Origin of the sequence: Kitasatospora sp. NPDC051702, from assembly GCF_040681575.1 — a bacterium.
GTDB lineage: Bacteria > Actinomycetota > Actinomycetes > Streptomycetales > Streptomycetaceae > Kitasatospora.
Genome location: NZ_JBFAZB010000009.1, coordinates 67,020 through 79,761, shown reverse-complemented (window position 1 = coordinate 79,761; position 12,742 = coordinate 67,020). Strand labels below are relative to the sequence as shown.

Below are 12,742 nucleotides of genomic sequence, written 5' to 3'. Positions count from 1 at the left end.
CATCGCCTTTTCTGAGCATCCGACGGTCGCGAATCGGAAGGGTTGCAACTGGGCGGACGCCGCGGTGTACTTCCCGTCGAGGACGGTCCCGGGGAATTCTTGGTGGGCGTCCGACGAACCCGCGTGACCGGCAGGCCGCGGCGCCCCGACAGCCGTCGGGGCCGTCGCGGTCGGCTCGGTCAGCGAGTCCGGCAGGAGCGCCACCTGGCAGACTCCGCCCCGCACCCACAGGACCACGTCGGTGCCCGAGATCTCGGCCACCCCGAGGATCTTCGCGGCCCCTTCGGAGGGCAGGAGGTCGATGCTGCGCTGGATGGGCACGCCGGCCTGCGTTGCGGCGAGTCCGTCCAGCACCCACGGCCCGTCTCCGCTTCTGGGCGCAGCGTCGCCACCACTGGTACACGCGGTCGCAAGGCCCGCAGTGAGGAGGAGTACCGTACCCGCGAGCCGGCCCGATCGCCGCATGCGCTGAACTCTCCTATTTCGCCCAGTGGTTGTAGCAGAAGCCTACCGGGTGGTAGGCATCGCCACCGCCGACGTAGCGGTCCCCGGCCGAGGTGTCGTAGACGTCGAAGGTGAAGTGGTCGAACAGCGGGTACGCCTCCAGGGTGCCGAACTTGCCGTCGGGTACGACCCACCGGGGGATCAGCGGCGCGCGGCGAGGTCGGTGTAGAGGCTGGTGAGCTCGTCGGCGACCTGGGAGATGTCGTACATGCCCACGACCGGCGGTGGTGCCAGGGGGGGTGCGCAGTCCGCGGCGACCGTGCACAGGCGGGAGGCGAAGCTGCGGCCGTCCGAAGGCGAGTAGTAGGCGTGTCCCGTCTGGTGAGGGGGGAGTTCGGCCAGTGACGGCCCGCTCGTGTAGACGAGGGGGAGGCCGGCCGCCAGGCCTTCCAGGAGGGACAGTCCGAAGGTCTCGACGATGGACGGGGCCGCGAGGACGTCCATGGCGGTCAGGAGCTGCGACACGTCGTCGCGCTCGCCGAGGAACAGGGTGCGGTGCGCCAGCTGCGCGTCGTGGGCCTGGCGGGTCAGGGCGTCGAGCTGCTGTCCCGCGCCCACTAGGAGCAGCCACGGCACCCGGCCGTCCGGCAGCACGTCCGGCATGGCGGCCAGTGCGTCGACGAGGACGTCGAACCGTTTGCCCGGAACCAGCCGGCCGACCCCGCCGATCACGAAGGAGTCGGCCGGGATCCGCAGGCGCGCGCGCACCTCCCGCCGGGACTTCGCGTGTTCGTCGGGTGTGGTCGCGAAGGCGGCCGCATCGATCCCGTTGGCGATCTGCCGGATCCGCTGGGACGGGACCCCCCAGTTGCCCAGGCAGTCCGAGACCGCACTGGAAACGGCCACGGTGCAGGTTCCGAGCCGCTCCGTCGCGGTGTACAGGAGCCTGACTCCGGCGGTCGTGTTGCGCCCTTCGATCGTGTCCTTCAGGAGTGAGTGCTCGGTCGCCACGATCGTCGGGATCCCGGCGAGCCGGGCTGCCAGTCGGCCGTAGACACAGGAGCGGTACAGGTGGGTGTGGACGATGTCGAAGCGTCCTCGGCGGATGAATTTGGTCAGTTTGAACAGTGCGGCGATGTCCCGGTTCCCTCGCATCGCCAGGTGGGTGACCGGGGTGCCGTCCTGTCGGATCCCCTCCGCCACCGCCCCCGGGTTCTCCAGGGTGACGACCTCGCAGTGGTATTCGGCCGGCATGTTCCGCAGCAGGAGCCGTAGTTGTTGTTCTGCTCCGCCTGCGGCCAGACCGGTGATGATGTGCAGGATCCTCATTATTCTTCTTGCTCCATGGCGGGGCTGGTTCGGATGCGGATACTGTTCTTCTGGTTCATCGCGGGGCGATGGCGAGGTGGCGAACCCGCTTGAGCGCGAGCCGCAGGGGCGTGTCGCGCTCGCCGACGAAGCAGCGTGGAATCGAATGGCCCGAAGGCCGGATCGTCGCCTTGGTGGCACAGGCGTACCGGTACCCGGCCTGCTGGGTCATCGCGGAGATCCTGGCGTCGACCGAGCCGTACGGATAGCAGAAGCCGAGGACCGGCTTGTCGATGATCCGCTCGAGGGCCATCCGGCTCCCCGCGATCTCGGCCTCCGCCTCGCTGTCGGAGAGCTCCGGCAGGTGCCGGTGCGTGAGGCTGTGCGAGCCCACTTCGATGGTGGTGGAGGCCAGTTCCCTCACCTGCTCGACCGACATGATCTTCCGCTTGTCGGCGCCGCTGGAGAAGTCCCAGTCGTTGTAGCCGCCGAGCCGCTCGGCGATGACGAAGGCGGTGGCCGTGAAGCCATGCCTGTCGAGGACGGGCAGGGCGTTGTCCAGGAAGTCCTCGAAGCCGTCGTCGAAGGTCAGCCCGACCAGTTTCTCTGCGGCAGGATCCCTGGACCGCATCAACTCGGCCATGCTGACCCCCCGGAAGCCCTGCCGGGAGAGCCATTCCATCTGCACCGAGAACTGCGCCGGGGAGACGCAGATCATGTGAGGGTCGGATCTTGCTGTATCGATGGAGTGGTACATGAGGATCCAGGGCAGCCTCGGCATGTCGATCATCATTTCGTGTAGGCAGGGAATGGGCGGTGCGCCGCGGGTGGGCGGGCCTGCGCATGCCCTCCGTCGCCGTACTCTGCGACAGCCGCAGACGCCGCAGCGTCCAACGACCGCTCCCTGCCCGGGACACGGCCCGGACCGGGGCCGCCCGGTCGGATCCGTCGTGCTCCTCCGGCAGGTCGGGACGCGGGGCGCCGGCAGCCTGTGCCGGGCGCGGGCGGGGCCGGAACGGCGGGCCGCCGGTGCGGGCGGGCGTCGACGTGGGGGTCGGTGAGGTGGGCCGCCAGCACCTACCGCCAGCACCTACCGCCCGTACCGCCGCAAATACCGCGATGCTGCGCCCGTGCACGTTCGGCACGGGCGCAGCATCGCGGCGGGGCATCAGGAGTCCGACCGCCTGGTCGGTCGGTGGACGGCGGGTTCCGGAGCCCGACCGCAGTGTCCTCGAACGGATTGTCGTCGAGGTCGGTGGGAAACCCCGTCGCCCCCGCGCCTCGCCCGACGGGGGCGGGGGCGGCGGCGGGGGCGGCGGCGGGTACGGCCGATCAGTACCAGCCGGTCCGGTACCAGCCCTTGGTGGAGGTGGAGCTGGCCTGCGACTGGATGTCCTTGTCGTTGACCATCGCGCTCCAGATGGCGCCGCCCGAGTACGTGGTGGTGGAGTAGTCGCTGGCCTGGCCCGGGTGGTTCTGGACCGCCACGGACTCACCGACGACCGCGTTCCTGTCCCGCGCCCACGCGGCCCGGCAGGACGGGCTGTAGCGCAGTTCCAGCGGGCCGTCGGTGGAGACGGTGATGGCGTCGTTGGCGCAGGTGGTGTTGGCCGGGTCCAGGCCGGTGCAGCTGCTGGCGTAGCAGCTGGTGGCGGCGGAGGCCGGGGCGGCCGCGAGGACCGCGCCCGACAGTGCCAGGGCCAGGGTGGCGCCGATCGTGGCGGCCTTGCGGGTGACGGAACGCATGGGGGTTCTCCGGACTGGTGCGTGATCAATGGATGTGCCCCCACTCTGGGGCCCCGCCGCACCGTCCCTCCACCGTCCCGGCGTCCCAGGGACGTTCCCGCTCGTCCCGGGAAGCGGGCCGGCTCCCGCGGGCGGTCGGGAGGGCGGTCCGGGCTCCGGGGCCAGGACCCGGCGGCGTTCGGGGCCCTGCCACAGGCGGGCCGAGCGCAGGCCTGTGCCGCCGCCGGATCCGGCGGAAGGGGGCCTGGTTCTCGGGTCAGCCGGTCTTGACCCAGTCCTGGCAGGCGGTCGTCTTGAAGATCTTGTCGCCGGACTTGATGGTGATGGTGGCGGGGCCCTGCACGTTGTCGTTGGCGATGATGGAGCCGACGCCGTCGCCGCCGTTGTTGCGCTCCCAGTAGCAGATCCCGATGCCGCCGGCCTTGGGGCCCTTGCTCTTGTAGGTGCCGGGCTGGACGTCGACGCCGACCTCGTAGCTGCCGTCGCCACCGATCGTGTCGCCCTTGGGCTTGTCCGGCGTGCTCGGCGCCACGGGGGCCGCAGGGGCCTCGGCGGTCACGGTCATGGTGGCGGTGACGGTGGCGGCGGGAAGCGGGGCGGGAGCCTTGGCCGCCGCAGCGGGAAGGGTGACGGTGGCGGTGGCGGTGGGCGTGGCCGCCGGGGTGCTGTTCTTCTTGTCTGCGCCTCCCGCCGCGCCGACGGCGATGCCGACGATCAGGGCGGCGGGGGCGACGAAGCGGACCCTGCGGTAGACGGGGCGCTTGGAGTCGTTCTGAACGGGGTTGCTCATGAAGGACGTTCTTCCTCTGGTGGTGGTGCGCGGACAGCCGGCGCCACCCTTGCGCATCCGTGAGCGGCGGCGAGGGCATGTGATCGAACCGTGTCCCACCAGCAGGGGAATCGTGGCGCGAGTGGTCGGGGGTGTCGGGGTCAGTCGGCGGAGTCCCACTGGTCGTCGCCGACGGAGAAGACCTCGGGGTCGCGGCGGAGCAGGTCGCGCTGGCGGTCGGTCAGCCGGGCGGCGAACGTGTGGATCTCGTCGTACGCGTGCAGCAGGGTGCCGTCCAGTCGGGCGAGCAGTGCGCCCAGGTCGCAGTCGTCGGCCACGGCAACGGAGTACTGGCCCACGACACGCGCCGAGGCGGGGACGCGCTGGTAGCGGGCGACGCCGCCGACGCAGTCGCGCTCGACGTACTCGACCTGGCGGTCGGCCCGGACTGCGGCGAGCTGATCCGCGGTCAGGTCCGCTCCCACGACCAGGCCGTGTCGTGTGCGGGCGGCGCCGGGGTCGACCCCGTGTCGGGTCAGGATGTCCAGGACGGACGGGAAGGCCGGCTCGGCGTGCGGCCAGTACCCGGGGTGGATCAGGAAACCGCGTTCCGACTGCGGCTGCCCCGCCGAGAACAGCGGCGCCTCGTACGCGCCCGGCACACGGTCCACGGTTCCCCCACACGCACACACGGGATCGGTATCGCGTACGGGAGTCTCCTACGGCGCCCGGCGCGACGGGAAGAGGGCCGGAGCGGCTCCGGCCGCTCCGGCCCTCTTCCCGTGGTCCCGCGGAGGGCTCAGCGGAAGTCGTCCGCGTGGTCGGCGGCCCACTGGGCGTAGGTGTGGGCCGGGGCGCCGGTGACCTTCTCCGCGATGGCGGAGGTCACGGCCGCGACGCCGTCGGCGGCGGCCCACTGGCTCACGATCGCCCCGGCCACGACCGGGTGCATGGTTCTGGCGACATCCGCGCGGGCCTGCTCCTCGGTGACGTGTTCCACCCGGATGCGGCGGCCGATGGCCTCGCCGATGTGCTCGACCTGGCGTTGCAGGGTCAGGGACTCGGCCCCGTGGACGGTGTAGGCCTGGTGCGAGTGGCCCGGCTCGGTCAGGGCGGTCACCGCCAGCGCCGCGATGTCCTTCTCGTGCACCGGTGCCGACTGTGCGCGCGGGTAGGGCAGCCGGACGACGCCGTCGGTGCGGATCGAATCGGCCCACCAGGTACGGGTGTTGGCCGCGAACGTCCCCGGCCGGAGGAAGGTCCAGTCCAGGCCGGAGCGTTGGACGGCCTGCTCGATGCTGCGGTTCAGGCGGGCGACGGGGTGGCCGGCGTCGGGGTCAAGGACGACCGCCACCGACGAGAGCAGGACGACCTGCCGGATCCCCGCGGCTGCGGCCGCCGCGACGACCTCGTCGATGTCGTAGGGCTGCTGGGGGTCGAGCATCCCGTAGAGGAACACCTTGTCGGCGCCGTCGAACGCTGCGGGCAGCGTCTCGGGACGCCCCAGGTCGGCGACGACCGCTTCGCACCCGGGCCGCACCCCCGCGGCCGGGTTCCTGCTGACTGTTCTGACCTGCTCGCCGGCGGCCAGCAGACCGTCGACCACGTGACGGGCGACGTTGCCGCGGGCGCCGAAGACGACTGTCGGCATGGTGGGGCCTCCTGCGTGTCGTGGACGTGAAGTGCCCTATGGGCACGGGTGGTTGCCAGTCGCCGGTCAGGGCTGGACGTTCTCCAGGTCCTCCAGGAGGCCCGGGTGCTTCGGCTCCCAGCCGAGCGCCTGGCGGGTGCGGGCGCTGGACGAGGGCTGGTCGGCCTTGAAGATCGGGCCGAGCGGGCCGTAGGTCTCCTCCGGCACCGACTCGACCGGCAGGCCCAGCCGTCGGCCGATGACGGCCGCGATGTCCCGCATGCCGTCCCCCTCGTCGGCGACGGCGTGCCAGGCGGTGCCGGCATCCGCCCGCTCCAGGGCGAGCCGGAAGAGGACGGCCGCGTCGAGCGCGTGGACGGCGGGCCAGCGCTGGGTGCCGTCGCCGGTGTAGCCGGAGATTCCGCTCCGGCGTGCGATGTCGGTCAGCAGACCGGCGAACCCGCCCGCGCCCTCGTTGTGGACCGTGCGCGGCAGGCGGACGGCCGTGCTCCGGACCCCGCGGGAGGCCAGGCCCAGGATCGCGGTGACGGTGCGGCCGCGGCCGCCGACCGGCCCGTCGGTCGGCACCGGGTCGGCCTCGGTGGAGGCCCGGCCGGGCACCCAGGGCGTACCCGAGGCGGTGACCAGGGGGCGGCCGGTGCCGACGAGCTCCTCACCGAGGGCGGTGAGGGCGGCGGCCTCTTCGGCGATGTTGCGGGCGAGGGCCTCGGGGCTGCTGAAGTCGTTGCCGAAGGCCAGGTGGATCACGCCGTCGGCCTGGGCGGCGCCGGAGCGCAGGACGTCCAGGTCGGCGAGGCCTCCCCGCAGCGGTTCGGCGCCGGCCGCCCCGGCGGCCTGTGCGGAGGCCTCGGAGCGGGCGAGCGCGAGGACGGTGTGGCCGTGGCCGAGGAGTTCGGCGACGACGGCGGACCCGATCAGACCGGTGCCGCCGGTGACGAAGACGCGCATGGAAACCCTCCACAAGTGATGGGACTCTTGTCCCGTCACTGTAGCAGTGACGGGACAAGAGTCCCATCACAACGGGACAAGGGTCCCGTCGCCTATGCTGAGCCCATGGGTCGATGGGAACCAGGTGCGCGTGAACGCCTCGTCGTGGCCGCGGTCGACCTGTTCACGGAGCAGGGGTACGACGCCACGACGGTCGCGCAGATCGCCGAGCGCGCCGGCGTCACCAAGAGCACCTTCTTCCGGCACTTCCCCGACAAGCGCGAACTGCTGGTCGCCGGGCAGGAGACGCTGAGCCGGCTGCTGGCCGAGGGCATCGCCGACGCGCCCTGCACCGCCAGCCCGCTCGAGGCCGTCGCCGCCGGTCTCCAGCGCGCCTCGACCGCCATGGGCCCCGGCAGCCGCGAACTCGCCCCCCGCCTGAAGGCGGCCGTCGCCGCCAGCACCGAGCTCCAGGAGCGCGACGCCCTCAAGACCGTCAGTCTCGCGGCCGCGATGACGACCGCCCTGCTCGCCCGTGGCGTGCCCGGCCCGACGGCGGCCCTCGCGGGAGAGCTGGGCGTCCTCGCGTTCAAGCGGGGGTACGCCGAGTGGGCCGAGGACGACCGCGGCGCCGAGGACGGGCTCGCCGGGTGCGCCCTGGCGGCCCTGGACGAACTGCGGGCGGCGAGCGCGTCGCTGGGCTGACCGGACGGGCAGGACCCCACGGCTCTTCGCGCCCGCCGCCCTCCCCCGCCGAGCCCCTGACACCGACGGAGCGGGGACGGCAGTGGGCTCACCCCGCCGCGTTCAGCGGCACAGGCCGCGCAGGGCGGTGAGGCAGTCCGCGGCCCGGCGCTGCGGGTCGGCCTCGGTACTGGCCCAGGCGATCCGGGCGTCCGGCCGGATCAGGACGGCGGTGACGTCCCGCCAGAGCGGGTGCGATTCCCCGGCGTTGACGGCCACCGTCCGCCGGTCCGGCCCGGGCGCGGGACACGGCGTCCGCGTCCCGGCGAGGTCCAGCAGCAGCGGCCGGCCGTGGTGCATCAGCGGGTGGGGCGTGGGCGCGTCGGCCGCCGCCAGGGCGAGGCCCGCCAGCCGGGTGCCGGTCAGCGGGTGTGCGCCGGGTGCGGTGGCGGGCAGCGGGTCGTCGAAGCCGGCGATCCGGCGGGCCCACCGGCGGTTGGTCCGCGGGTCGGCCAGCGCCTCGGACCAGACCTCGCGCAGCGCGATCTGCTCCGGGCTCGCCGCCGCGAACAGGGCCAGTTGCGCGCGGGTGTTGTCGATGACAGCACGGGCGGCCGGCCGCCGCTCGGCCTCGTAGCTGTCGAGCAGGGCGTCGGGTGCCCGGCCCTGGAGGACGGCGGCCAGTTTCCAGCCCAGGTTGGCGGCGTCCTGGATGCCGAGGTTCATGCCCTGCCCGCCGGCGGGGAAGAACATGTGCGCCGCGTCCCCGGCGAGCAGGACCCGTCCGGCCCGGTAGTGCGCGGCCTGGCGGGTGGCGTTGCCGTAGCGCGAGAGCCACCGGGGGTTGCGGACGGCCAGGTCCCGCCCCAGCAGGGCGCGGGTCTGCTCGCGCACCTCCTCCAGGGTCAGGGGTTCGCCGGTGCCGCGGTGCATGGTGGCCGTGGACAGTCCCGCCAGCCGGTGGACGCCGTCGCCGATCGGGACGGCCAGGAACGAACCGGCCGGCCCGGTGGCGGCGAGCGGTGCGGTGGGCGGTGCGGTGGGCGGACCGTCGGGTCCGGCGGCGGGTCCGGCGGCGAGTTCGACGTCGGCGAGCCATCCGGTCATGGTGGTGTCCTGGCCGGGGAAGTCGATGCCGGCCGCCTGGCGCACCGCGCTGCGGGTGCCGTCACAGCCGACCACCCAGCGGGCCCGCACGGTCCGGTGGGCGCCGTCGGCGCGCAGCACCACCTCGACGGCGTCCGGCCCCTGGGTGAGCGAGACGACCTCCTGTCCGCGCAGCACCCGGGCGCCCACGGCGACGGCGTGTTCCTCCAGGAGCCGTTCGGTGACGGACTGGCCGAGCCCCAGCATGAACGGGTGCACCGCGCCGACGGTGGAGAAGTCCAGCCGGGTGGTGGCCGCGCCGAAGTGGCCGGTCGGCACCGGGGTGCCGCGCTCGATGAAGCGCTCCGCGAGGCCGCGGGTGGCGAAGGTGTCCAGCGTGCCGGCCTGCATGCCGACGGCGCGCGAGCGCCCGTCCGGTGCCGTCCGGCGTTCCACGACGGTCACCTCCACGCCGTGCAGGCGCAGCTCCGCGGCGAGCCAGAGCCCTACCGGGCCGGCCCCGGCGACGAGTACGTCGAGCATGACAACGTCTTCCTCTCACTGGTGGGTCGGTGCGGCCCGGCGGCGGCGCGCCCGTGCGCGGGGCAGGGCGGGGCGCGCCGTCGTCGGGGCGCCGGGTGGGCGAGGGCCGTTCAGCGGGCGCTGCCGAGGTTCCGGTCGTGGTCGGCGCCTTCGAGCATGAGGGTGGTCTCCTCGATGCGGCGGAAGCGGCCGTCGGGGGCGTACTCGGCGAAGAGGTAGACCTCGATGCGGACGGTGGAGCCGTCGGTCTTGGTGATGGTCATGGTGTGGCGGTCGGCATAGAGGTCGCCGGAGAAGAGTTCGTCGTGGACCTCGACGGAGCCGCCGGCGACGACCGTGCGCAGGTGGGCGATGTGGGCGAGGAACTCGGTGCGGTCGGCCCACTCGCCGTCGGTGCGCTGGCGGTAGTCGGGGGCGAAGTGCCGGTCGGCGGCCTCGTCGAGGTCCAGGCCCGGGGTGAGGAGGAGGTCGGTGAGGGCGGTGCGGGCGTCGGCGCGGGTGCTGGCGGTGGTCATGGCGGTCCCCTTGGGATTCTTGTGCGGCTTGAAAGTGCGTGCTTCGAGCACGCATATGCACCGTACTACAGATTGCGTGCGTCGCGCACGCTCATCCGGGAGGGGATCGCGGCCACCCGCTGCCGCGCGAGACGGCCCGCCGGCCGTCAGCCTCCCGTCGGTGCCAGCCGGCGGCTGAGGCGCAGGACGTCGGCGGCCGTGCGCGGGGCGGTGCTGCCGCGGAAGAGCGGGACGGGGTGGGCCTCGGGACCGATGAGCAGTCCGGTGCGACCCTCGAGGGCGGGGGCGGTCGCGGCGGCGATCGAGGAACGTGCGGCCAGCGAGGCCGGGCCGGCGGTGGAGCGCTCGAACCGTCGGCGGACCAGCGGCCACAGCAGGCGCAGCGGCGGGGAGACGATCGCGGGCGAGGTCATGGTGCCGTCGGTCATGGTCGTCGCGGCGCCGCCCGGGTCGGCCGCAAGGACGGCGACCCCGCTGCCGCGCAGGCGTTCGGCGAGGTCCAGGGCGTAGACGAGGTTGGCGAGCTTGGCCCGGCCGTACCAGTGGAACCCGTAGTAGCCGCCCGGCGGTTCGACGGCGGCGAAGGTGCGCCTGGCGAGGCCGATCGCCGACGAGCTGACGTTCACGATCCGGCTCGGTCCGCCGTCCCGGAGGGAGTCGAGCAGCAGCTCGGTCAGCAGGTACGGCGAGAGGTGGTTGACGGCGAAGGTGGCCTCGATCCCGTCGACGGTCCGCTGCCGCTGCGCGAACATCGCGCCGACGTTGTTGACCAGGAGCTTCAGCGGCCCCTCGGCGGCCAGGCGGGCCGCGAGGGCGCGCACCTCGCCGAGTGAGGCGAGGTCGGCGGCCAGGAAGCGCGGCCTGCCGCCGGTCGCGGCGGCGGCGATGCGCTCGACCGCGCGAGCGCCGCGCTCCGGGTCCCGCCCGACGACGGTGACGGCGAGCCCCCGCGCCGCCAGCCCCACCGCGGTCTCCAGTCCGATGCCCCCGGTCCCCGCCGTCACCACAGCCCGCTGTTCCATGGGCCCGCCCTCCGATTCCGTGCGTTCAGCCCCTCGAAACGGATTGGTATCCGTTTTCAAGCGGGGACGCTAGCACATGATTCGGATAGCTATCCGTTTTCTGGGGCCGAAGCAGCCCCGGACTGCCCGGAGGAGGTGGTCAGCGCGGAGGTCAGCGCGGGTGGTCAGCGCGGAGGACGCAGGCCTTCGACGAGGACACCGAGATACACCTCGGTCCGCTCGGGCCCGTGCTCACCGGAGCGCAGCGCGTGCTCGACCCCGCAGAGCAGCCGGCGCACGTCACCGGGCCCGACGTCCCGGCGGATCGCGCCGGCCAGGCGCGCGCGGTCGAGCAACTGGGCCGTGGCACCGTCCAGTTCACGCTTCAGCTCGACGGTCCGGGCGTCCGTGTCGGCGGCCGACTCCAGCACGGCGGCGAACCCGGAGTCCTCCAGGGCCCGCGCCAGCGTGAACCGCAGCAGCCTCTGCAGGCCCGCGAGCGGATCCTCGTCCGCAGCCGCGGCCCGGGCCTCCTCGACCAGCTCCCGGAAGCGTTCGACGAGCAGCGCCTCCCACAGCGCGTGCCGGTTCGGGAAGTGCCGGTACACCGTCCCCACGCCGACCCCGGCCAGCCGCGCGATGGCGTTCAGCTGCAGCGAGTCGTCCCCCGCCGCCACCTGTTCCCGCGCCACCTGCAGCACCCGGGCACGGTTGCGCACGGCATCCGCCCGCAGCCCCGGCCCCTGCTCACCCGTCGATCTCACCCGGTCAGCATAGGCGGGCCGGCTCGGCTTCCCCCCGGACACCGACCCCATCGAGAAGTGGACGCTCGACAGCGACGACACGATCTCCGGCACCCCCACCGGCCCCCTGATCCACAAGGAATCGCACTCGAAGGTGCGCCTCAGCCTGAACAGCCACCACGGCACCCGGCCCGCGCCACCGGTTCGTCACCGACAGTCACAGCGGTGTGAGCTGGATCCCTTGGGGGCGAGTGCCTGGGCGCGGGGGCCCGTGACGGTTCTCACGCGCTCCACGCACCTCCTACCCTTCCTAGTGGACCGCCCCTCCACTCCGCAGCCGGCCCCGGCCCGGGCGGCCGCCGTCACCGCCACCATTCCGTGTCTGCGGCCGGGCCTCCGCTGTTTTCCCAGCTCAGACCGGTGAAAATCACCGCAAAAGTTCGGATCTGTCCTGGTTTGGCCATCGAGGCGACGGGTAGCGGCCCGCGTCCGACGCGCGTGTTCGCCCGGATCCGCTACGACGCCGCGTCGTAGCGGGCACCCCTTGGACCCGGCCTCCGACCCCGCTAACAATGGCTCAGTCGCCAGCTGCGGCGGCGGTTCGATCCGCTGCCGCAACTCCCGCCAGGTGGTCACCACCCGTGACCGCCCCGGTGCCGACTCCCGCCCGCCGGCCCTGTTGGGCCTGCCGAGCCGCAGGACGAGGCACCCCCACGATTGAGGTCGAACTCCCACATGCCCGTGATCTCCACCCGCATGCGCAAGTCCGCCGCCCTGCTCACCGCCGCCGTCGGCATCACCGCGATCGGCGCCGCCGTCGTCCCGACCGCCGCCTCGGCCACCACGCCGCAGGCGCTGGCCGCGAGCATCGTCCCCGCCGACCAGCTCGCCTCCTTCAACCAGATCATCTCCCACGAGAGCGGCTGGAACGTCACCGCGACCAACGCCTCCTCCGGCGCCTACGGCCTCGGCCAGGCCCTGCCCGGCAACAAGATGGCCTCCGCCGGCGCCGACTGGAAGACCAACGCCGCCACCCAGATCAAGTGGGCCTACGACTACATGAACGGCCGCTACGGCAGCCCGAACCAGGCCTGGGCCTACTGGCAGATCCACCACAACTACTGACCGGTCGCAGCGGCCCGCCGGTCACCCGCCGGCACGACTGCACGACTGCACGCCCCGCCGACGCCACGAACCGACCCGGGGCCGAACAGGACCACGGCCGAGGGGCCCGGTGCGCACACCCCGCGCACCGGGCCCCTCGGCGTGTCCGTGCCCGGCCGCGCGCACGGCCGGGCACGATCCGCCCCGGCCGGTCCCGGCCG

13 protein-coding genes are annotated in these 12,742 nt (G+C 73.2%); 2 read left to right on the top strand and 11 right to left on the bottom strand.

Translation table 11 applies throughout. From position 1 onward, the window contains the following. Positions 1-645 precede the first annotated feature (645 nt). The 7 genes from AB0N04_RS10800 to AB0N04_RS10770 form a co-directional block, all read right to left on the bottom strand. On the bottom strand, positions 646-1,773 hold the full coding sequence (locus AB0N04_RS10800; RefSeq protein WP_360215356.1) for a glycosyltransferase: 1,128 nt from the start codon (positions 1,771-1,773) through the stop codon (positions 646-648). Between the two features lie 55 nt (positions 1,774-1,828). Then, complete coding sequence (locus AB0N04_RS10795) at positions 1,829-2,470, bottom strand: polysaccharide deacetylase family protein (protein WP_363363985.1); 642 nt, start codon at positions 2,468-2,470, stop codon at positions 1,829-1,831. A gap of 614 nt (positions 2,471-3,084) precedes the next feature. Next, entirely contained in the window at positions 3,085-3,498 is a 414-nt protein-coding gene (locus AB0N04_RS10790; RefSeq protein ID WP_360215350.1) for a DUF2690 domain-containing protein, read from the bottom strand. A gap of 256 nt (positions 3,499-3,754) precedes the next feature. Next, positions 3,755-4,288 carry a hypothetical protein gene (locus AB0N04_RS10785; RefSeq protein WP_360215347.1) on the bottom strand — a complete coding sequence of 178 codons (534 nt, stop codon included), beginning with the start codon at positions 4,286-4,288 and terminating at the stop codon, positions 3,755-3,757. 140 nt (positions 4,289-4,428) lie between these two features. After that, positions 4,429-4,938, bottom strand: coding sequence for a protease inhibitor I9 family protein (locus AB0N04_RS10780; protein WP_360215344.1), 510 nt, complete (start codon positions 4,936-4,938; stop codon positions 4,429-4,431). A gap of 128 nt (positions 4,939-5,066) precedes the next feature. Continuing rightward, positions 5,067-5,918: an NAD(P)H-binding protein gene (locus AB0N04_RS10775; RefSeq protein ID WP_360215341.1), complete on the bottom strand. Its 852-nt coding sequence runs from the start codon at positions 5,916-5,918 to the stop codon at positions 5,067-5,069. A 66-nt stretch (positions 5,919-5,984) separates the two neighbouring features. Further along, positions 5,985-6,866 (bottom strand): SDR family oxidoreductase, encoded by an 882-nt coding sequence (locus AB0N04_RS10770; protein ID WP_360215338.1) that lies wholly within the window; start codon positions 6,864-6,866, stop codon positions 5,985-5,987. Positions 6,867-6,971: 105 nt separating this feature from the next. Here AB0N04_RS10770 and AB0N04_RS10765 point away from each other — a divergent pair, with 105 nt between their 5' ends. Next, positions 6,972-7,550, top strand: coding sequence for a helix-turn-helix domain-containing protein (locus AB0N04_RS10765; RefSeq protein ID WP_360215335.1), 579 nt, complete (start codon positions 6,972-6,974; stop codon positions 7,548-7,550). Positions 7,551-7,652: 102 nt separating this feature from the next. Here the strand turns inward: AB0N04_RS10765 and AB0N04_RS10760 are convergent, their stop codons facing one another. The 4 genes from AB0N04_RS10760 to AB0N04_RS10745 form a co-directional block, all read right to left on the bottom strand. Further along, positions 7,653-9,158, bottom strand: coding sequence for an FAD-dependent monooxygenase (locus tag AB0N04_RS10760; RefSeq protein ID WP_360215332.1), 1,506 nt, complete (start codon positions 9,156-9,158; stop codon positions 7,653-7,655). Positions 9,159-9,268: 110 nt separating this feature from the next. Next, positions 9,269-9,673, bottom strand: coding sequence for a nuclear transport factor 2 family protein (locus AB0N04_RS10755; RefSeq protein ID WP_360215329.1), 405 nt, complete (start codon positions 9,671-9,673; stop codon positions 9,269-9,271). A gap of 146 nt (positions 9,674-9,819) precedes the next feature. Then, positions 9,820-10,695: an SDR family NAD(P)-dependent oxidoreductase gene (locus AB0N04_RS10750; RefSeq protein WP_360215326.1), complete on the bottom strand. Its 876-nt coding sequence runs from the start codon at positions 10,693-10,695 to the stop codon at positions 9,820-9,822. A gap of 164 nt (positions 10,696-10,859) precedes the next feature. Beyond that, positions 10,860-11,438, bottom strand: a complete 579-nt coding sequence (locus AB0N04_RS10745; RefSeq protein ID WP_360215323.1) for a helix-turn-helix domain-containing protein — start codon at positions 11,436-11,438, stop codon at positions 10,860-10,862. Positions 11,439-12,152: 714 nt separating this feature from the next. Between AB0N04_RS10745 and AB0N04_RS10740 the strand changes: the two genes are divergently transcribed. After that, complete coding sequence (locus AB0N04_RS10740; RefSeq protein ID WP_360215320.1) at positions 12,153-12,542, top strand: transglycosylase SLT domain-containing protein; 390 nt, start codon at positions 12,153-12,155, stop codon at positions 12,540-12,542. The last annotated feature ends 200 nt before the right edge of the window (positions 12,543-12,742 follow it).

Excerpts from the sequence above, each read along its gene's own strand:
- AB0N04_RS10750 (WP_360215326.1), bottom strand. The coding sequence starts at position 10,695 with ATGGAACAGCGGGCTGTGGTGACGGCGGGGACCGGGGGCATCGGACTG.
- AB0N04_RS10785 (WP_360215347.1), bottom strand. The coding sequence starts at position 4,288 with ATGAGCAACCCCGTTCAGAACGACTCCAAGCGCCCCGTCTACCGCAGG.
- AB0N04_RS10775 (WP_360215341.1), bottom strand. The coding sequence starts at position 5,918 with ATGCCGACAGTCGTCTTCGGCGCCCGCGGCAACGTCGCCCGTCACGTG.
- AB0N04_RS10790 (WP_360215350.1), bottom strand. The coding sequence starts at position 3,498 with ATGCGTTCCGTCACCCGCAAGGCCGCCACGATCGGCGCCACCCTGGCC.
- AB0N04_RS10770 (WP_360215338.1), bottom strand. The coding sequence starts at position 6,866 with ATGCGCGTCTTCGTCACCGGCGGCACCGGTCTGATCGGGTCCGCCGTC.
- AB0N04_RS10740 (WP_360215320.1), top strand. The coding sequence starts at position 12,153 with ATGCCCGTGATCTCCACCCGCATGCGCAAGTCCGCCGCCCTGCTCACC.
- AB0N04_RS10800 (WP_360215356.1), bottom strand. The coding sequence starts at position 1,773 with ATGAGGATCCTGCACATCATCACCGGTCTGGCCGCAGGCGGAGCAGAA.
- AB0N04_RS10755 (WP_360215329.1), bottom strand. The coding sequence starts at position 9,673 with ATGACCACCGCCAGCACCCGCGCCGACGCCCGCACCGCCCTCACCGAC.
- AB0N04_RS10795 (WP_363363985.1), bottom strand. The coding sequence starts at position 2,470 with ATGATCTGCGTCTCCCCGGCGCAGTTCTCGGTGCAGATGGAATGGCTC.
- AB0N04_RS10760 (WP_360215332.1), bottom strand. The coding sequence starts at position 9,158 with ATGCTCGACGTACTCGTCGCCGGGGCCGGCCCGGTAGGGCTCTGGCTC.
- AB0N04_RS10765 (WP_360215335.1), top strand. The coding sequence starts at position 6,972 with ATGGGTCGATGGGAACCAGGTGCGCGTGAACGCCTCGTCGTGGCCGCG.